Source organism: Reichenbachiella sp. 5M10 (genome assembly GCF_002742335.1).
In the GTDB taxonomy this organism is placed as follows: Bacteria; Bacteroidota; Bacteroidia; order Cytophagales; family Cyclobacteriaceae; genus Reichenbachiella.
The window spans coordinates 4,065,182-4,083,499 of the sequence record NZ_MDGR01000007.1 but is presented as its reverse complement, the minus strand read 5'-3'; the positions used below and the strand labels follow the sequence as shown (position 1 = coordinate 4,083,499).

Annotated in this window: 16 protein-coding genes; 4 read left to right on the top strand and 12 right to left on the bottom strand. The window is 46.4% G+C overall.

Annotated features, from left to right (window positions below):
- Nucleotide 1: 1 nt before the first annotated feature.
- Nucleotides 2-1,099 (top strand): prolipoprotein diacylglyceryl transferase, encoded by a 1,098-nt coding sequence (locus BFP72_RS16590; RefSeq protein ID WP_099600203.1) that lies wholly within the window; start codon nt 2-4, stop codon nt 1,097-1,099.
- Nucleotides 1,100-1,122: 23 nt separating this feature from the next.
- Here BFP72_RS16590 and BFP72_RS16585 read toward each other — a convergent pair whose 3' ends face one another.
- Both BFP72_RS16585 and BFP72_RS16580 read right to left on the bottom strand, forming a co-directional pair.
- Nucleotides 1,123-1,776, bottom strand: a complete 654-nt coding sequence (locus tag BFP72_RS16585; protein WP_099600202.1) for a hemolysin III family protein — start codon at nt 1,774-1,776, stop codon at nt 1,123-1,125.
- An 88-nt stretch (nt 1,777-1,864) separates the two neighbouring features.
- Nucleotides 1,865-2,278 (bottom strand): hypothetical protein, encoded by a 414-nt coding sequence (locus tag BFP72_RS16580; protein ID WP_099600201.1) that lies wholly within the window; start codon nt 2,276-2,278, stop codon nt 1,865-1,867.
- Nucleotides 2,279-2,372: 94 nt separating this feature from the next.
- Here BFP72_RS16580 and BFP72_RS16575 point away from each other — a divergent pair, with 94 nt between their 5' ends.
- Nucleotides 2,373-3,284, top strand: coding sequence for a hypothetical protein (locus BFP72_RS16575; RefSeq protein ID WP_099600200.1), 912 nt, complete (start codon nt 2,373-2,375; stop codon nt 3,282-3,284).
- A 3-nt stretch (nt 3,285-3,287) separates the two neighbouring features.
- On the opposite strand, the gene BFP72_RS16570 is transcribed toward BFP72_RS16575, so the two are convergent.
- Complete coding sequence (locus BFP72_RS16570) at nt 3,288-3,776, bottom strand: GAF domain-containing protein (protein WP_099600199.1); 489 nt, start codon at nt 3,774-3,776, stop codon at nt 3,288-3,290.
- Between the two features lie 71 nt (nt 3,777-3,847).
- Between BFP72_RS16570 and BFP72_RS16565 the strand changes: the two genes are divergently transcribed.
- Entirely contained in the window at nt 3,848-4,969 is a 1,122-nt protein-coding gene (locus tag BFP72_RS16565) for an NAD(P)/FAD-dependent oxidoreductase (protein WP_099600198.1), read from the top strand.
- A gap of 45 nt (nt 4,970-5,014) precedes the next feature.
- Here the strand turns inward: BFP72_RS16565 and BFP72_RS16560 are convergent, their stop codons facing one another.
- From BFP72_RS16560 to BFP72_RS16525, 8 genes are all read right to left on the bottom strand, one after another.
- Nucleotides 5,015-6,382, bottom strand: coding sequence for an MFS transporter (locus BFP72_RS16560; protein WP_099600197.1), 1,368 nt, complete (start codon nt 6,380-6,382; stop codon nt 5,015-5,017).
- Nucleotides 6,383-6,596: 214 nt separating this feature from the next.
- The gene (gene amt, locus BFP72_RS16555; RefSeq protein ID WP_099600196.1) at nt 6,597-8,903 is read right to left on the bottom strand and encodes an ammonium transporter; all 2,307 of its coding nucleotides are present in this window, start codon (nt 8,901-8,903) and stop codon (nt 6,597-6,599) included.
- A 285-nt stretch (nt 8,904-9,188) separates the two neighbouring features.
- Entirely contained in the window at nt 9,189-10,133 is a 945-nt protein-coding gene (locus tag BFP72_RS16550) for a type IV pili methyl-accepting chemotaxis transducer N-terminal domain-containing protein (RefSeq protein WP_099600195.1), read from the bottom strand.
- A gap of 2 nt (nt 10,134-10,135) precedes the next feature.
- Nucleotides 10,136-10,963 carry an ABC transporter ATP-binding protein gene (locus BFP72_RS16545; protein ID WP_099600194.1) on the bottom strand — a complete coding sequence of 276 codons (828 nt, stop codon included), beginning with the start codon at nt 10,961-10,963 and terminating at the stop codon, nt 10,136-10,138.
- A gap of 89 nt (nt 10,964-11,052) precedes the next feature.
- Nucleotides 11,053-11,937, bottom strand: a complete 885-nt coding sequence (locus BFP72_RS16540) for an ABC transporter ATP-binding protein (protein ID WP_099600193.1) — start codon at nt 11,935-11,937, stop codon at nt 11,053-11,055.
- A gap of 38 nt (nt 11,938-11,975) precedes the next feature.
- The gene (locus tag BFP72_RS16535) at nt 11,976-13,076 is read right to left on the bottom strand and encodes an ABC transporter permease (protein ID WP_099600192.1); all 1,101 of its coding nucleotides are present in this window, start codon (nt 13,074-13,076) and stop codon (nt 11,976-11,978) included.
- Between the two features lie 69 nt (nt 13,077-13,145).
- The gene (locus BFP72_RS16530; RefSeq protein ID WP_099600191.1) at nt 13,146-14,537 is read right to left on the bottom strand and encodes a CmpA/NrtA family ABC transporter substrate-binding protein; all 1,392 of its coding nucleotides are present in this window, start codon (nt 14,535-14,537) and stop codon (nt 13,146-13,148) included.
- Between the two features lie 26 nt (nt 14,538-14,563).
- Nucleotides 14,564-15,838 carry an alginate export family protein gene (locus BFP72_RS16525; protein WP_099600190.1) on the bottom strand — a complete coding sequence of 425 codons (1,275 nt, stop codon included), beginning with the start codon at nt 15,836-15,838 and terminating at the stop codon, nt 14,564-14,566.
- Between the two features lie 303 nt (nt 15,839-16,141).
- On the opposite strand from BFP72_RS16525, the gene BFP72_RS16520 reads away from it, so the two are divergent.
- Complete coding sequence (locus tag BFP72_RS16520; RefSeq protein ID WP_099600189.1) at nt 16,142-16,675, top strand: methyl-accepting chemotaxis protein; 534 nt, start codon at nt 16,142-16,144, stop codon at nt 16,673-16,675.
- Between the two features lie 51 nt (nt 16,676-16,726).
- Here the strand turns inward: BFP72_RS16520 and BFP72_RS16515 are convergent, their stop codons facing one another.
- Nucleotides 16,727-18,223 (bottom strand): nitrate/nitrite transporter, encoded by a 1,497-nt coding sequence (locus BFP72_RS16515; protein WP_099600188.1) that lies wholly within the window; start codon nt 18,221-18,223, stop codon nt 16,727-16,729.
- Nucleotides 18,224-18,318: the final 95 nt, after the last annotated feature.

Here is an 18,318-nt window from a genome sequence, read left to right as displayed (position 1 = left end):
CATGACAGTATTAGAGATGATTATTTGGAGTCCAAGTCCGGACATTTTCACTATTCCTGGTTTGGGACACCCTGTCCGATGGTACGGGCTGATGTTTGCCTTAGGGTTTATCCTCGCGCAGCAGGTGATGTATTGGATTTTCAAATCTGAAAACAAGAACGTCAAGGATGTGGATCAGTTGACTATGTATCTGGTGATTGCAGTAGTCGTGGGGGCCAGACTGGGACATTGTCTGTTTTACAACCCGGGCTACTACTTGACCAATCCCTTCGAAATCATTAAAATATGGGAAGGTGGACTGGCTAGTCACGGAGGAGCGATAGGTATGTTGGTGGCGCTCTACCTATACAGTCGCAAGCACGGAGACCAAAGTTATCTTTGGATCTTGGATCGTGTTGCCATTGTGACGGTGCTTGTAGGGGCTTGTATACGTATTGGCAACTTCATGAATTCTGAAATCATCGGTTTGCCGACAGGCTCAGACCGGGGTATTGTCTTTGCGCGTAGTGTCGAGGATATGTTTACGAGTATAGACTCACGGATTGAGGACGTGAGCTTCGAAGAAGGAGGCGAGATTGTAAGTAGTCAGCCAGGATATATACCTATGACGATAAAGTTGACCTACAAGCGGGGGATTGAACTGGATGCCAACAATGCCCAGTTGTTTTTTGAGACGACAATACCACGTGCCATCGCTCGGTATCATCAAGTAGGGGAGCACATAGCTCTACCCGCCAATCAAACGGTGCATTACGAAACGTACGAGTTGCGTGGTGTGCAGCATGCCAAAGTCGCCGTACTCGCGATTCCTAGGCATCCAGGGCAGCTCTATGAGGCGATCGCGTGTCTTTTGATGTTCTTGGTACTGTCACATATTTGGTACCACCATAGGACGCAGATCAAGACAGGCTTCTTGTTTGGGCTATTCATGGTAATGTTGTGGTCGGAGCGATTCTCCGTTGAGTTTTTCAAAGAGAATCAAGAAGCATGGGAAGCTACTATTCCACTTAATATGGGTCAATGGCTGAGCATACCTATGTTCCTCATCGGAGTAGTTGTGCTGGTCAGGTCTTGGGGCTTTACAGCCAAAAAGAAATAGGCATAGAGAGGTTTCAAACCTCACTATGTCTTGAAGATATACATGACCATCATGATGAAGTGCAGGACGGTGCCTGTCATGACGAATAGGTGCCAAATGAAATGCGCATATTTCATGCGGTAATCTATGATGTAAAAGACAATTCCGATGGTATAAGAAAATCCCCCTGCAGCGAGTAGCCAGAAAGCAGGCTCTGGAAGTAGGGACTTGACCAAGTTGATCTTAAATACAACGATCCAGCCCATGAAGGCATAGAGCGCTGTAGATAGGGTGTTGTATTTTCCTGTAAAGAAGATTTTGAGCAGGATACCGATCAGAGCCATCCCCCACTGAATCGCAAAAAAAGTCCAACCGGTGACCCCTCCTATGGTGATCAGCAGTACGGGAGTGTAGGTCCCTGCGATCAACAGGAATATCCCGCAGTGATCGAGGATGTTGAAGACACGCTTGGCTGTCTTGTGTGTGAGACTGTGGTAGAATGTCGAAAAGGTGTAGAGTAGTACCAAGCTACTACCATAAAATAGGGCGCTAAACAAGCTCCACTTTTGATCGCTCTGTACAGCCATGACGATGAGTACGATGAGCCCTCCGATGGCGGTCAATGCGGTGATGCCATGTGTGATGGCATTGGATATTTCTTCACCGAGCGTCTGGTTTTTTCCTATTCTTTTACCCATGAGGGTAAATACGGAAAGTCAACAAAAGAGTCGATGCTTGACTGGGAATTTTGTGCTGACCTGTCATTTCTTTAGCAAGGCCAGTGCTTTACGAAGATAGTTTTTCAAACCTGTAGCCACAGCCCTCGATGCATAGGAGATAGATGGTCAGTTGGTTGCCTTCGAGAGTATAGGGCAAACCGTAATCTGGGACAATGCTAGTCTCTGGACAATCATCAGGATAGATTTTTAGCTCTTCTGCGCGAAAGGTGCCAGTGCTTTTGGTGTTGAAATCACCAAAGGAGCAGAGTGAACCTTCGAGTGAGTAGGTGTCATCCGTGTCTATGTGTAGAATCAGATATTGGCTAGTGGGTTGGAATGTCCCGCTCCCGTCACCAGGGTCGGCGAGTCGTTCGGTGAGCTGCCAGTCTCCAGCTAATCTGGAGTGGTTTGGAGTTTCTTGGCTCTCTTCTTTGCACGAAAACAGGGTAGTGAGGCAGGCAATGAATAATATTTTTTTCATAGGAATGAGGGTTTTTGGATAAGACACCGTTTCATTGCAAAGGGTTGGAATGTGAAGACAGGTTTGTCAACTACAAAGAGAAAGGAAGCCAAAAATGCAACTTGTTGGTCAAGGTAATGTAACGGTTCGATGGTTCAAAATCATACTATGGATTTGGGTATTGGTGAGTGCCACAGTGGGGTATGCACAAGATACCCTTGTGCTACACAGTGGTAGGCGTGTGCCTTTTACAAGGATGTCATTGTATGATGATGCAGTAGAGGTCAAGGACTATGAGGAACAGCGATGGGAATTGTATCCTCCGGATTCTATTTTGGGGTATAGTCAAGCGCTCAAGGAGGAGACCTATTTTTTGATCCAACCCGAAGAAGTGGAGGGGTATGTGTTTGCGGAGCGCCACGAAGTAGGAGAACTCACTCTCTATGTCGACGACCAGTCGGGTTATAGAATGTATGTGGAGAGGGCGGGCCAATTCGCATGTGTGTACGACGGCAAGGACAATCAAAGAGAGCATGCGGTCAAATTGGAGCGATTCGTGGAGTTGGTGGCGGATGATGAGGAATCACTTGCCTATGTGCAGGCAGCGACTTTTAAATATCGTCCGAGAGAAATCGAGAAGGTGATTGCGTACTACAATGAACGTAACTATACCGTGCAGACCTTGACAGATGAGACGGTGAGAGGTACGATATATTTGTATCGGACGCGTTTTCAGAAAACGAAGAAAAGAATCAAAATTAGACAGAGCGGGAGGTATCACGAGTTGTATATCAACGACTTCATCCAGTTGCATTTGCCGATCAATTATCCGACGAAGCTTTTGTTGTATGATGGATCAATCCAGACGGAAATTCTCGTGTCGGGAGGGTTGAGAGATCGGTTTTACGAAGTGCTGTATGATGCGCGTAGTGATGATTTCAGGCTGGATGAAAAAGACGGCACGGAATTGCACTACGAGTTTTATGGCATCAAGGAAAAAGTAGGGGAGAAAATGGCTGGAGACTAGTGATTAATGATGAAGGTTTTGGGTAAGCATTTTTGCGAGTTTTTCGAGGTAGGATTGGTCGATTTCGTCAAAACTATCTGTTGCGTCACTATCGATATCCAGCACGCCGATGACCTGATCTGCCACGAACAATGGGACGACTATCTCTGATTTGGAGGATGAACTGCAGGCGATATGGCCAGGAAATAGAGCTACATCGTCTACGATGACGGTCTTGGCTTTTTCCCATGAGGTGCCGCACACTCCTTTGCCTTTGGAGATGCGTGTACAGGCGATGGGCCCTTGAAATGGCCCGAGAACCAATTGATCTTCCTTCACCAGATAAAAGCCCACCCAGAGAAAATCGAATGCTGCTTTGAGCGCAGCGGAGGTATTGGCGAGGTTGGCAATCAGGTCATTTTCTCCACTGTTGAGCGCTTCGATTTGAGGAAGGAGTGTCGCGTAGGTTTCTTCCTTTCCTAGGGTCTTGTTGAGAGTGAGTTCTTCTGCCATTTTGGATGTGTTTTGGTGCAATTTTACGAGAAGTACTTCGATTTGTTGATTATTTTGTTTGATATTTAGCCATGCGTGACGTCATCATCGTAGGAGGAGGTTTGGCAGGCTTGATCAATGCCGTATTGCTGTCTAGAGCGGGGCTTTCGGTCTTACTGATTGAGAAGAAGAATTATCCCTTTCATCGGGTGTGTGGTGAGTATATCTCCAACGAAGTGGTTCCTTTTCTTCGGGCCAATGACTTGTATCCAGAGGGATTAGCGCCTAGTCAAATTTCTCGGTTTGAACTCTCATCGGTCAAGGGTCGTGTGGCTCGCCAACCTTTGGGTATGGGTGGCTTTGGGATCTCTCGGTATATGATCGACGAGTTTTTGGCCGGCAGAGCTAGAAGTGCGGGAGTGGAAGTAATGGAAGGTACGACCGTTAGGGATGTTCGCTATGTCGAGGAGTACTTCGAGGTAGAAACGAGCGACGGTGACTTTGAGAGTCGTTTGGTGATAGGGGCATTTGGCAAACGCTCCAAATTGGATACTCATTTGAAACGGGAGTTTATGCATCGCAGATCACCCTATCTAGCAGTCAAGTATCATGTGCGTACGGACTATTCCAAGGATTCGATTGCATTGCATAACTTTCGACAGGGATATTGTGGTGTCAGTAGTGTGGGAGGAGATACTTACAACCTATGTTACCTAAGTCATCGAGACAATCTCAAAGGGGTAGATATTCCGACGATGGAGGAGCGTGTTCTTCACCAAAACCCTCTTCTTGCGTCGCTATGGCGCAATGCTGATTTCTTGTTGGAGAGACCCTTGGTGATCAATGAAATCTCATTTGAAAAGAAAGAAGCTATTTGGGGCCATGTTTTGATGTGTGGCGATACTGCTGGGATGATTACACCTCTATGTGGCAATGGCATGGCAATGGCGATCCGTTCGGCATGGCTACTCAGTGGGTTGATTTTGAGGCACTGGAACAACGGGAGTATAGATCGTGGTACGCTCGAGTTGGCGTATCAAAAGGTCTGGAATGAACAGTTTGCCTATCGCCTTTGGGCAGGAGGGCAGTTTCAGCGGATGTTTGGTAGCCCCTTACTTTCCGAACTAGGGGTAGCGTTGATGCGACAGGGATTGATCGCACGAAAACTGATTGGGCTTTCTCATGGAGAGGTTTTTGAACAAAAAAGCCAGTAGTCTCTCATTGAGTCTACTGGCTTATCGTTTTTATGTGCTGTTTTTTCAAGCGGCTATTTTTTCTTTGGCTTGTAAATTTCTCTCGAACTCTTCCAATTTCTTTTGTTCTGCTACGGCGGCCTCTTCGTCGGCTTGGCTAAACTTGATGCCTAGACCGAGCATACTGATGGCAACTACTGCAATACCAAAGTACATGAAACTATTTTCGAGTGTGGCGCCACTTCTGAGTAGGAACTGTGCGTAGATGACCGCACCTACATTGCCTCCAGCACCTACTATACCTGCTACTGCACCGAGAGATTTCTTGTTGATGAAGGGTACGACAGAGTATGTGGCTCCTTCGGCCATTTGCACAAATAGAGAGAAGAGGATCATTGTGCCGATGGCGAGACCAAGCATGTCCATTCTAGAGAATAGAATCAAGGCAAACCCTTCGACGAATAGTACCATGACTAGCCATTTGACTCGGCCAGCTAGACCGCCTGTTTTGGAGAAACGATCTCCTAACCACCCACCCATTGAGCGAGCGAATAGGTTCATCAACCCAAATAGGGCAGCGATCATTCCTGCGGTGGTTTCGTTGAGGGCAAATTTGGTCTGATAGTAGGTCGCTGCACGTCCGTTGACGAAGAGCTCAAGCCCAAAGCATGCACCGTATATGGCGAACAAGATCCATACTCTGCGGTCTTTGACTGCTGTCATGAATAGACCTGATTCTCCCTCAGCTCTGGTCGCTTTGAGTGAAGGGTTGTCTGCAAAATTTCCTTTGGGAGTGTCTTGGGTAAATCTCCAGTATAGGTAAGCCACGATGAGCATGATGGCGGCAGGGACAAACATCGCAGGCCTCCATTTGGACAGTTCGGAGTTGGCCAAGCCTACGGCAAGCATGCCTGATGCAATCAAGGGCATCAAAGCTTGCGTCACGCCTCCACCGAGATTCCCCCAACCTGCGGTGGTGGCGTTAGCAATTCCTACAACATTGGGAGCAAACATTTTGGTCGTGTGATATTGAGTGATCACAAATGATGCGCCGATCACACCGATGGCCATTCGAGACAATAGGTAAGTTTCCCAATTGTATGCGAACGACGATCCTGCTACAGCGATCGCTCCGAATGTCAATAAATATGTGTAGCTTTTTCGTGGTCCGATTTTGTCACAGAGGTTGCCGATGATAAGTCGGGCTATGATTGTGATACCCACCGATGCGATGAAAGCTGTGATCTTTTGTGCCTTGGTTAGATCCATGTCTGGACCAATGGTTGAGTTCATGAGTGGTGCGTGTGCAAACCAACCAAAGAAACATAGGAAGAAGGCCAACCAACTGAGGTGGAAGGTTCGCATTTGTATGGAACTAAAATCAAGTAGGTTGATTTTAGTGGCTTTTTCAAGTGAAGGTGTGTTTGTTTTCATAACGTCAAGTCTTTTGTCTTTCTACGTAGTGCGTCGTTTGGTACGTAGATGTTACAAAAGTATGACGACTAATTAGGCATTAATATGGTTTGATGACACAGTGAAATAAGTTTGTTGTCAATATAAAACCTGCAATCTTGCATAATAAAATTCAAAAACCCCTCAAATTGCTTTTTTTGAGAGGTTTTTATGATTCTACGTAGTGTGAATTGGACTACCTGAGTTTGATGCCGATGACTAGGATGTCGTCACTTTGCTCAGCTTTTCCTTGCCATTGCTTGAGGTCGTCTTCGAGTATTTGTTTTTGTTCGTCTATTTCTACTTTTTGGGCTAGTTTGAGCTGGGCTTTGAAACTCTCTGTACTCAGTACCTTGCCGTTGGGATTGCACTGGTTGTAGTACCCATCCGTATAGAGGTAGAGGGTTTCGCCGGGTAGGTAGGAGATTACTTCTCTGCTAAACTTGTCCTTTTCGTCTTCGGGACTCTGCCCAATGGGCCACTTGCCACCCGTGTATTCTGTGAGGCTGCCTGCTTCGGTGTAGTGGAAGAGTCCGTTGTTTGCTGCGGAGAAATATACCTTCTGCTTGAGTTCATCGACGATGATGATTGAGACATCCATGGAGTCTTTGAGTTTGGCACTAAGTGTTTTTGTTCTTAGGGCATGATCAAACTTCTTGTCCAATAGCCTCAAGACTTTGTCGGGGTAGAGCAGTTTGTTGGTGCTGAAGATCTCTTTGATCAGTGAGATGCCGAGCATACCTAGAAACCCTCCCGAGACCCCTTGTCCCATGCAGTTGGATACGATCACTACTTTGAATTCGGCGATTTGCTTGAACCAATAGAAATCACCGGATACTTTTTTCTTGGGTTTGAAGAGGAGAAAAGATTGGTCAAAAAGGTCATTGAGTGCAGATTCATCTTCTAGCACGCCCTTTTGTAGTTCGTGGATGTGTTGTAAGCTATTGTCGTATTCATCTTGCCGTGTCTGTAGGACGTCTCGCTCGGCAGTTGCTTTGTCTTTCATCGTGTCGAGCATGAGACTGAGTTGACGTACAGCTACGAGAGGAGGAATGACCGAGCCTTGTTCATCCATGTATTTGACTCGATCCTCGGCGATTAGTTTTTTGCGTTTTTCTTGATTGATTGACAGGTATTCGAAGACATTGTAGATGTTGTAGCCTTTGTCACTGACACGGACAGAGACTTGCGCGACTCTTTGGTCGTCGAACTCGTCGATTTTTACATCAAGGGAGTCTTCATTGCCGACAAAGGAACCTCTTTTTTCTTCGACTGGAGATACTCTGAGACCGATGGTTTTTTTGATGATTGTAAACATGATATAGGATACAGCTGAAGTGAAGACAAAGCAGGTCGCAATGCCCATGAATTGTACGCCGAGTTGCATCCATCTTGTGTGCATGAGCAATTCTTCTTGCCCGAAGAGCGCTACACACAGTGTGCCAAATACTCCGCCGATTCCGTGTACTGCTACTGCACCTACGGGATCATCGAGTTTCCATTTTTCGGCAATGATCACATAGAAGACATTGTGTATGACTCCTGCCAAGGCGCCAATCATCAAACTGGAAATGGGTGTGACGACATTGCAGCAAGCAGTGATGGCTACCAATCCTGTCAAACTTCCTCCAGCGATTTTTTCGATGACGTCCGTTTTGTTTTGGATCAAGTAAGCGTGGAAGAAAGCGGTAAAACATGCTGCCGCTCCAGCAAGATTGGTATTGAGGATGATTTTAACGACGTCTTCGTTGAAAGCCAAAGTACTGCCGCCGTTGAATCCCCACCATCCGAGCCATAGGATCATCACTCCTAGGATACTGTAAGCATAGTCAGAGGCTTTGGAGGGTTGGATACGCCCGTAGGCGTCGTACCGTCCTAGCCGTGGCCCTACCATGTAGATGCCCATCACGGCAACCCATGCTCCAGTGGAGTGTACTACTGTCGAGCCTGCAAAATCCATGAATCCCATGTCGGCGAGCCATGGAGTACTGGTCGTGTCCCAGAGGTTGCCCCAGGCCCAGTGGCCAAATACGGGATAGATCAAGGTAGCAGTGATCAGTGAGACAATGAAGTAGGCGACTACTCCAGTCCGTCCAGACATGGCGCCCGAGACGATGGTCAGAGCAGTGCCTGCAAAGGCTAGTTGAAACAGGAAGAAAATGAGAATTTTGCCTGAATCAAGGGAGTCTCCGAAAAAATATTGAAATCCAAGAAAGCCATCGAGGGTGTTGCCAAACATGAGGGCGAATCCAACTAAGAAGAATGCGATACTCCCTGCAACCCAGTCCAAGAGGTTTTTGGCTCCTATCCCTGAGCGGTGTTCTTTTTTGACCATACCAGTTTCTAGGACCTTGAAACCGGCCTGCATGAAGAAGACCAAGGCCGCAGCGACCATGACCCAGAGGTCATCGATGTTCAATGCTACGAGTGCAAGGTTTTCGGTGGGGTTGGCAGTTGGTGGAGAAGCGATTAGACAAAGTATGCCTGTAAAAATAGGGTTCATAAAAAGGAGTTGAGTTTAAAAGTTCAAGCTCACTTTTAGGCAATGCTGCTGTTATTGGTCAACTACAGGGGCGGTCCAATCGCACGTGCGAATTGCGGGAGAAACCATAGCTGTAATCAATGAATATCCTCGAAATATCGAATGTAATGATAACTGAAGAGGGGGAGCTAAAAAATGACGGCTGACACGCCTAAACCTGTTTTTACCACATAGAAAAGCAGCCGCTCCGTGGATTGTGGAGGCGGCTGCTTAAACACATACTTACTTACCAATAACGGTATCCCGTCAAATAGACGTTTTGATTTTAGCGAGTTCTTTTTCTAAGTTCAGGATTTTTTTCTCGTATTTTTTGTTGAGTGCGTCGATTTGAGATTCCTTGACTACTTCTTCACTTTTGGCAATTGTTTTGGAATTTTCCATGTCATTGAGCTTTTGTTTGAGCTCTAGGTTGGCTTCTTTGAGTACTCTTATTTTCTCTTTAGCTTGGGCGATTTGTGTGGTGGCGTCCGTTTTGTCTTCCTGGCTTTTCCCCAAAAATGAGATTGATTTTTGCACATAATCATGCAACTCCGAAATTTCCGATTCTTTTTTCTTGGCTGTGTTAAACATCGGACGGAATATAAAGAAGGCCTCCAAGACAATCAGTACCAAGGCCACCGCGAGCAAATAATACTCAGATTGAGAGAGCTCTTTGACTTTTTGTGAGGCCAAATCGTCATACTCAAAGGTGATGTCGTTCATCAATTTCAAAAATGAAGGCTCATTGTTGGATATCGTTCGGATGCTTTCGTGGATCCGCTCTGCTTCAGCTCCCGATTGACTAGCCGAATAGCCAATGTCTCGAACTTGGTCGACGGCATCTAATATGGCACTATAATAAGGCTGTACTTGGATGAACAGCTCATTGAGCGCTGCAGACTTATTCATTTCTGAGACATCTATGCTGCCACTACCATGCTGCAATGCTTCGTGGGATTGTGCCCATAGGTCAGCGGCATTGGTGAGTTCCAGTTTGGTGGCATAGTACTCTTCGCGGTTGACACTGTTTTGCAACTTAAGTGCCGCCTTGGTGATTTTCTGACTGAGCATCCTTTGTCGTCCTGAGATGTTGATGATGCGGGAGTCAGTTTTGCTATCTGAAATCGCTTTTTGTACTAGTATTTGGCTGGTAATAATTGCTACGGTGAGTATGGCTAAAAAGAGCAAATACTGCGCGGACAATTTTTTCATAATCAATGGTTTAAAAAATTCATCAAATAACTTCGGTAATCATAGTAGTCTGCGTGTTCGAGTACGTGGACCCTGTCTCTTGGTCTGTCGAAGGGGATTCTTAGCTCATCTCCTATTTTGGCAAAAGGACCGCTGGTCATCATGATGACTCGATCAGCCAAGAAGATTGACTCGTCTACATCGTGAGTGACCATGAGTGCGGTGATTTGCTCTTTTTGCCACACTTCGAGCAATACATCCTGAAGTTCGCCACGTGTCAGCGAGTCCAACATCCCAAAAGGCTCGTCAAGTAACAAAACTTTCGGTTTAAGTGCAAATGCTCTGGCGATTCCGACACGTTGTTGCATGCCTTGGGACAACTCTACGGCCCTTTTGTGGAGGTCATTACCTAGTCCGACTTTGTCCAAATAGTACTTGCAGATGTCTATTTTTTGTTTTTTTGACCCATGGGGGAAGACTTGTTTGACCCCTATCATTACGTTTTGTAGAGCAGTCAACCATGGGAATAGGCTAGGAGATTGGAAGACTACTGCTCGGTCTGGTCCTGCTCCACGAATGGCCTCTTGATCCACGAGGACTTGGCCACCGCTGATTTCGTTGAGTCCAGCGATCATGGAGAGTAGTGTAGATTTGCCACAGCCAGAGTGCCCGATGATAGAGATGAACTCTCCTTTTTTGACGTTGAGTTGGAGGTCAGCGAGTACGGTATAGTCCCCTTTGGGTGTGGGATAGATCTTTGTGATGTTTTGACATACGAGCATTTCGGGTCTGATGTCTTTGCCTTTGAGATTGGCTTTCTTTTGTATGATTTGTTTTTCTAAAACTTCCATAAGTATGTGTGTTTGGTCTTGACACGTTCGTCAAGTAGGGTGGAAATTGAATAAGAATTAGGTTGGTTGAGTATTGGTTTTGCTTGGGATCAAAAGTATTTGACTTTCTCCTTTTCTTTCTTTTTGCCCCACTGCAAGCGGCCTGGCATAATAGGCTGTAGATCTGGTAGCTCCAGGGTCGTTTGCGACTCAGAGCGACGAGTTGCACCTACTTTGATCAGGTATTCAATCACCTCGTTTCGTAGGTGTTTGTAGCTTGGGTTCTTATTGATCTGTGTGATGACTCTAGGTCGCTCAAAATCCACTTTGAACTCAGGACCCAGAGTTGCGTTGGGGCCGGGTTTGAGGGGGATGATGCGGTCTGCCATCACGATACCCTCGTCCACGTCATTGGTGATGAGGAGACAGGTTTTTTGATCTTCGCTCCATATATTGACGATTTCTTCTTGCAGCGTGCCTCGTGTCAGCGCATCGAGTGCAGACAAGGGTTCGTCCATGAGTAGCATGTCAGGATTCATGGCGAGTGCTCGGGCGACAGAGACACGTTGTCTCATCCCTCCAGATAGTTCGGCGGGTTTTTTGTCGATAGCGTGCCCGAGGTGTACCATATTGACATACTTCTCAATTCGCTCGTTTTTGTCTGCTTTGGAGGCTTTGGGGTAGGCTTCATCAATAGCTAGTTTGACATTGTCACGGACGCTGAGCCATGGGAGTAGGGAGTAGTTTTGAAACACAACTCCCCGGTCTGGTCCTGGACCTTGGATGGGCTTTCCGTTGAGCAGGACCTCTCCCGTATCGGGAAAGAGCAGCCCATTGATTAGGTTGATGAGCGTGGTCTTGCCACTCCCGGTGAAGCCTACAATAGCTACGAACTCACCCTCTTCGATGTGAAGGTTGATATCCTTGAGTACTTCTACTTTGTCCTTGCCAGTTCCGTAGGATTTGCTGACGTTGTTTAGTTCTAAAAATGCCATGTCTTTTTCGTTGATGGTTAATAGGATAAGGTATTCGATTAGGCCACTTCTGCTTTGTCGAAAGACATGAACTTCTGAATGGTGAGCATGATACGGTCAAGTGCAAACCCGATGATGCCGATGACGAACATCGCTACGATGATTTTGGCATTGGAATCATTGGCTCCATTTTGAAATTCTTCCCAGACAAAAGAGCCCAACCCTGGGCTTTGGGCCAATAGTTCGATAGCAATCAATACCATCCAAGCCACTGATAGGGTTATTCTCAGGCCCGTAAAAATGAGAGGGAAGGAGGCAGGGAGGATGACTTTAAAGATGTTTTTGCCGACAGAGAGCCTGAGTACTTTGGAGACATTCATAAAGTCCTTGTCCACGGTGGAGACCCCCATGCTGGTGTTGACAAGAGTAGCCCACATGGCGCATAGCCCGACGCTGATGAATGAAATCATAAACGATTTGTCCAAATCAGGATCGGTGACCAGTGTTTTGATGATCATAAATACCAGAAGCAGCCATACCACAGGTGATACGGGTTTGAAAATCTGAATGAGCCAGTTGAGGGAGGTGCGTAGTGTGGCACTGAGTCCTATGATGATGCCTATCGGGATGGCAATGAATGCCGCCAAGAGGAAACCCGCAAACACGGTTTTGATACTGGTTTTGATTTGGTCTACGAAGGAAGGCCTGCCAGTATAAGCAATGGCTCCTTTACCTTGTTCGGCTCTTTTGGCGTTGATTTTTTCGGTTTTTTTGGCAAAATCATCTTTTTTCTGCGCAATAGCGCGATGGTCCTTGAGTAGAGAGAGGTAGGCTCCCCATACTTGTGCAGGAGAAGGTAGGGTGTTGGGTTGGCAGCTGACATCCCCAGAGTCGATGCATGCTTTCATGGCTTGTGCAGCTTCTTCTCCTTGATCTTCTCGTGCCTTTTCTATTTTTCGTGTTTCTTCTTTGTGGTAGAGGTAGCTGGCTCCAGAATGCCAAATGGCGATGAAGATGAGGATGGAGAAAATTGGGAAAAGTGCTTTTTTGACAAAGTTGGTTAGGTTTTTTTGAGGTTCTTCACCATAGGCGAGTCTCACGAGTGGTTCGAGGAAACCAAGGCCACAAAATCGGAATGTTTTTATGAGCTTATCTTTCATGGTATTGTGATTTAAGTATGTGTGTAGCGTGGATAAAGAGGGAGGGTTTAGCCTCCCTCATGTTGTATGTTAGTCTTTGTTGCCTATTTCGAAGCTATTGATGTAGCCAATCGGATCTTTGCCATCATAGCTTGTACCGTCGATGAAGTCCTTGGTAGCCGGTTTGTACCCATCTGTCTGTGGGATTTCATCTTGGGCTAAGTAGCCCTCTTCGACAAGTAGGGAGGCTGCTTTTTCCCAGATATCGGGTCTATAGATATCTTGAATAGTTTGGCTATACCATTCGGCAGGTTTAGACTCGGGAATTTGGCCCCATCTTCTCATCTGTGTCAAGAACCAAGTGCCATCCGAATAGAAGGGGTAGGTAGCGTGGTGTCTGAAAAACACATTGAAATCAGGCATGGATCTTTTGTCTCCCTTTTCGAACTCGAAGGTTCCAGTCATGGAGTTGGCGATGACCACAGAATCTGCCCCGACGTATTCGGGCATGGACAAGATGCCGACTGCTTCGGGTCTGTTGCCAGGTGTGTCGAGCCACTTGCCCGCTCTGATGAGTGCTTTGGTTACAGCTATGGCTGTGTTGGGGTATTTTTCGGTAAATTCTTTGGTCATTACAAAGACTTTTTCTGGGTTGTTTTTCCAAATATCGTAGTTGGTAGTGACGGGTACACCGATTCCTTTGAATACCGCCTGTTGGTTCCATGGTTCACCGACGCAATATCCGTAGATAGTGCCAGCTTCCAGTGTAGCGGGCATTTGCGGAGGAGGAGTCACCGATAGTAGCACGTCTGCGTCTACTTGACCTTGTATGTTGTCTGCCGTATAAAACCCTGGGCTGATCCCCGCGGCAGCTAGCCAATAGCGGATTTCGTAATTGTGAGTAGATACAGGAAATACCATCCCCATTTTGAATGCTTTGCCATCCTTTTTGTATTGGTCGATGACCGGTGCCAAAGCATCTGCCTTGATTGGGTGTATGGGCTTGCCAGATTCGTCGACGGGGACATTGGCTTTCATTTTGGACCACACATCGTTGGAGACGGTGATTCCATTGCCGTTGAGATCCATCGAAAAGGGTGTCACGAGTTGAGCCTGTCGACCAAACCCTGCTCCTGCAGCGATCGGTTGTCCAGCGAGCATGTGCGAACCATCGAGTTGTCCGTCGATGACACGGTCGAGAATGTTTTTCCAGTTGGACTGAGCTTCGATGGTTACGAAAAGCCCTTCGTCCTCAAAGTAGCCCAATTCTTTGGCAATGGCCAAAGGTGCCATATCCGTCAATTTGATAAACCCGAAGGTCAATTGAGGCTTTTCTACATCAAGAGGAATGGTCTGTGAGATGGCATCAGAGACAACTACTGTCGAATCTTCGGTTTTTTTACTCCCACATTGGCTGAGTATGATCATCAGCACAACAAAGGCACTGAGGCGAAATAGAATGTGATTGAATACGTGTTTCATCTGAATTTCAATTAATTAAAGTTGTGTTACAAAAATTTTGGTTTGAAAATGAGTTGAGCCCAGGCCCAGTTGTTGATTGAAGCTGTTTCGCTAGTGATACTCTTGATGTCATTCATAGAGTCTGTGGCAAACATTTGCGAATAGCCGATTTTGAATGTCCCGGACTCGCCCAGTTTGCGTACATAGACAAGATCTATTTCTGTGCCGAGTCCTTTGTCTATCGGTGAGCCATTTTCGAGAACTTCTGCAGAGGTTAGGAAATAGTGGAGGTGTCCAAGTAGTGCTCCTTTGCCGATTTTGAATTTGGTCTTGAGGTAGATGTCTTGTAGACCGCCTTTTGAACCATTACCAACATAGAAGTAGTCCATGAATCCGTAAAAGGCATGGTTAGTGCCAAACAGCGGGGCAAAATTGGTGACCTTGTCACTGTCGGGGTCTTGTCCAGACAAGTGGTCATAGCCTACGATGATGGGGGTTATAGGTGTTTTTAGTGTAGCGGACAAGGAGAACATGTAGGCACTCAAGTCTGCAGTAGCGTATTTGCCACCTTGGTAGAAGAATTCTCCGTTAAGTTTTAGTTTGCTGAGTTGTTTCATCCCCATGATTCCATAGGTCTGTCGGTTGGCGACAGAATCTTCCAGGCCGTATTGGCGTGCGTCGTTGATGAAGTAGAGGGAAAGACTTGCTGCATCAAATTTTTTGTTCATGTAGGCGTATTCCATGTGCTTGTAGTTTCCTGTAGCATGGTATGGGCCATTGGCGGTGAATGGAGGGTAGTAGGTACCTGTGAGTCTCACCGGTTCACCAGCTGTCGCAGGGTTTTGGTTGAACGCAAGGCCAGCGTGAATTTTCAGGCCCAAAGTATCTTCGTACATGAAGAGCAAGGCATCGTGTCGGAGTCCTTGCATTGCCCATTCGAGTCCTCCGAACATTCGCTCATTGTCATATGCGATGATCTGGCGACCTACCTTCAAGGATAATTTTTCGCTCATGTAGTATCTCGCGTAGGCTTGAGACACACCAAAGGAGGCTCCGTATTGTTTGTCAACGATTCCATCCTCTCCCCACATACGGATGTCTTGGAGGTCGATTTGGATTTCGAGATCTTTCATTTTGTAGCCTGCGTAGAGTCGAGTTCTTTGCTCGATAAAGAAGGCTGGGTCTTGTGTAGAAAGTATGGGGCGTTTGAATCCGTTTCGGTATTCACCTCTGGCGTTTACCTCGCCGCTGAGCGATAGCTGGGCTTGTGAGGAGTAGCAGCCCAGTAGTAGAACTGCGATAATCAAGTAGAGATTTTTCATGTTATTAAGTTTTTTGTTAGAATTTATGTTTTGCAAAAACTACGTATAGATACGTATCTGTGTCAGTAGTTATTTGACAAACATACGTGGCGGCAATTTCACGGGAAATGCAAAATTGCAGTATAAAACAAATTTTTAGAACATATAAAAAATGGAGTAAAGTCAGTTTATGTGCGAAAATCGGTCTAAAAATCGTTTTTTAGCATTTTTGTGAAATACTACGTAGAAGTGCATTTTTTTAGGCTGAAAAATTAATTTTTGCTAGAATTGCCCATAAATAAGTATTACTACGTAGCTATAAATATGACAATTCGAGACAAATTGAACACGGTGATCAGCAGTATGAGTGACTTCTCGAGGCAGACCAACATGGTGGCTATCAACGCTGCGATTCATGCTGGGAAGTTGACTGGCCGGGAGGCAGCTCCCTTCATGGTACTCTCTCGGGAAATACAGAATATGAGTGCCAGATCTATGGATAAGCTAGAGGAGTTGGACCGCTTGGTAGGAGATATTGGTGAGGTGTCTAGGCTTATCAATCAGACAGGGAGACAGCGCATGTTGTTGATGAAAATGGTGAATGCTAGTTTGATGAATGATACTACGCAGGTGGCGGTCGCAGTGAGCGCATTTTCGGACAGCATGGTTCAGATCCAAAGAGCATCGATCAATTCTGTGAGATGCGAGCAAGTGATCCATAGTATCCGGGAGTTGTGGGATGAGCTGCAGTCCGATATGAGTGGTATGGCTCCTGAGGAGATGAATGGTCGGGTACTGCACATGATCGATCTGATCAATGACTTGCTAAGGGAGTATGAAAAATTCGCGGGGCAATAAAAAAGGCCATCCATCTTCTACGAATGGCCTTAGAATTTGAATAAGTAAATTTTAATTTTTGGTACGGTCAAAGTCACTTGCGATTTGGGGAGCGGCTTGATCAGTCATCTTTTGAATCACACGGTGCATCCATGTGAGGCAAATGGCCGAGAGGGCTAGCATGACGATCCAACAGCTAGACCAGAGCCCAGTGCCTTCGAGCAGGTAGCCGAAGAGAATAGGACAGATGAATCCTCCAAGTCCTCCCAGTACTCCGACCATGCCTCCGACGACTCCCACTTCTTGGGGAAAATAGTCCGGAATGTGCTTGTACACTGCTGCTTTGCCGATCCCCCAGATCGAGCCAAGTAGTATAGCCAAAGTAGCAAAGACCCATACGTTGGCTTGAAAGTAGATGTGTGTCTTTCCTTCGGCTAACAATTCCTTTTTCTTGATTTGATCACCTACCGTGACGATTGGCTCTTGCCATACTTCTTTGATCGGCCAGAAGTGAAATTCATTTTCTACGTTGTTTAGCCTATCTGTTTTTTGCGTGAGCTCATAGCTAGTTCCATCTAGGGAGACCGATGTGGGGGAGACGGCGGTCACCGTACCGGATGCTTTGGCGGGGACTCCTTTGCCTGTAGAGTAGATGTCCATTTTGGGAAGAATCAGTGCTATCGATAGGATCAATGTGCCACCGAGTACACGGTACATGATCGTACGTGCTCCAAATTTGTCCGACAACCAGCCACCAAAGGCACGAATAACTCCAGAGGGGAGGCTAAAGCAGGATGCTAGTATTCCGGCTGTGGCCAAGTCGAACCCGTAGACATTGGTATAGTAGGGGACTAGCCATCCAGCAAAGGAGACAAAACAACCGAATACCAAAAAGTAATAAAGTCCAAACCGCCATACGCGAATGCTTTTGAGTGGGCTAAGTAATGTCGAGATGGACTTGGAGCCGGCGCTTGGCTTTTTGTTTTTTGTTGTGAGAAAGAAGATGATCGCTATGATCACCAGTCCTGCAGCGTAGAGCTGAGGCATGAGTCTCCAGTTTTCTAAGTTGGTCTTGTCGTCGGTGAGGTAGTCTAGGATGTTGGGACCGACCATCGTTGTGACTGCGGCGCCTGCATTGCCTGCACCAAATATACCCAGTGCAGTGCCTTGTTTGTCGCGGGGAAACCAAACCGAACTATAGGCGATCCCTATGGCAAAGCTGGTCCCAGCTAATCCGAAACCAAGACTACAGAGTGCGTAGGACCAAAAACTGTCGGCCAAAGAGAGTAGATAGAGAGGGATGGCACAAATGATAAGTAGGCTGGTGAAGACGGGTTTTCCTCCAAATTTGTCGGTAAGTATCCCGGCAGGCAGTCTAAATATGGCGCCTGTCAAGACGGGGATGCCGATGAGCCAGCCAATCTCTACAGCTGTCCAGTCAAAAAGTTGGTTGTCTACAAGAAAAGTGACCAAGATGCCGTTGAGCATCCATGCTGCAAAGCAGAAAGTGAAAGCGAGTGTGTTGAGGAAAAGTGTCTTGTTGGCCTGTGCCGGTTGAAAATCGGTCATTTTATTTATACGTATTTATACGTGCAAATAAAATGCGAATTGAATTCAAAAAATATGCCATAAAACATAATATAAACTGTCTTAGCACAGGTTTA

What these genes read in the sequence shown, in the direction of transcription:
- BFP72_RS16545 (WP_099600194.1), bottom strand. Translation starts at nt 10,963, where the DNA reads ATGGAAGTTTTAGAAAAACAAATCATACAAAAGAAAGCCAATCTCAAA.
- BFP72_RS16560 (WP_099600197.1), bottom strand. Translation starts at nt 6,382, where the DNA reads ATGAAAACAAACACACCTTCACTTGAAAAAGCCACTAAAATCAACCTA.
- amt (WP_099600196.1), bottom strand. Translation starts at nt 8,903, where the DNA reads ATGAACCCTATTTTTACAGGCATACTTTGTCTAATCGCTTCTCCACCA.
- BFP72_RS16525 (WP_099600190.1), bottom strand. Translation starts at nt 15,838, where the DNA reads ATGAAAAATCTCTACTTGATTATCGCAGTTCTACTACTGGGCTGCTAC.
- BFP72_RS16580 (WP_099600201.1), bottom strand. Translation starts at nt 2,278, where the DNA reads ATGAAAAAAATATTATTCATTGCCTGCCTCACTACCCTGTTTTCGTGC.
- BFP72_RS16515 (WP_099600188.1), bottom strand. Translation starts at nt 18,223, where the DNA reads ATGACCGATTTTCAACCGGCACAGGCCAACAAGACACTTTTCCTCAAC.
- BFP72_RS16565 (WP_099600198.1), top strand. Translation starts at nt 3,848, where the DNA reads ATGCGTGACGTCATCATCGTAGGAGGAGGTTTGGCAGGCTTGATCAAT.
- BFP72_RS16550 (WP_099600195.1), bottom strand. Translation starts at nt 10,133, where the DNA reads ATGAAAAAATTGTCCGCGCAGTATTTGCTCTTTTTAGCCATACTCACC.
- BFP72_RS16570 (WP_099600199.1), bottom strand. Translation starts at nt 3,776, where the DNA reads ATGGCAGAAGAACTCACTCTCAACAAGACCCTAGGAAAGGAAGAAACC.
- BFP72_RS16585 (WP_099600202.1), bottom strand. Translation starts at nt 1,776, where the DNA reads ATGGGTAAAAGAATAGGAAAAAACCAGACGCTCGGTGAAGAAATATCC.
- BFP72_RS16575 (WP_099600200.1), top strand. Translation starts at nt 2,373, where the DNA reads ATGCAACTTGTTGGTCAAGGTAATGTAACGGTTCGATGGTTCAAAATC.
- BFP72_RS16590 (WP_099600203.1), top strand. Translation starts at nt 2, where the DNA reads ATGACAGTATTAGAGATGATTATTTGGAGTCCAAGTCCGGACATTTTC.
- BFP72_RS16540 (WP_099600193.1), bottom strand. Translation starts at nt 11,937, where the DNA reads ATGGCATTTTTAGAACTAAACAACGTCAGCAAATCCTACGGAACTGGC.
- BFP72_RS16530 (WP_099600191.1), bottom strand. Translation starts at nt 14,537, where the DNA reads ATGAAACACGTATTCAATCACATTCTATTTCGCCTCAGTGCCTTTGTT.
- BFP72_RS16535 (WP_099600192.1), bottom strand. Translation starts at nt 13,076, where the DNA reads ATGAAAGATAAGCTCATAAAAACATTCCGATTTTGTGGCCTTGGTTTC.
- BFP72_RS16520 (WP_099600189.1), top strand. Translation starts at nt 16,142, where the DNA reads ATGACAATTCGAGACAAATTGAACACGGTGATCAGCAGTATGAGTGAC.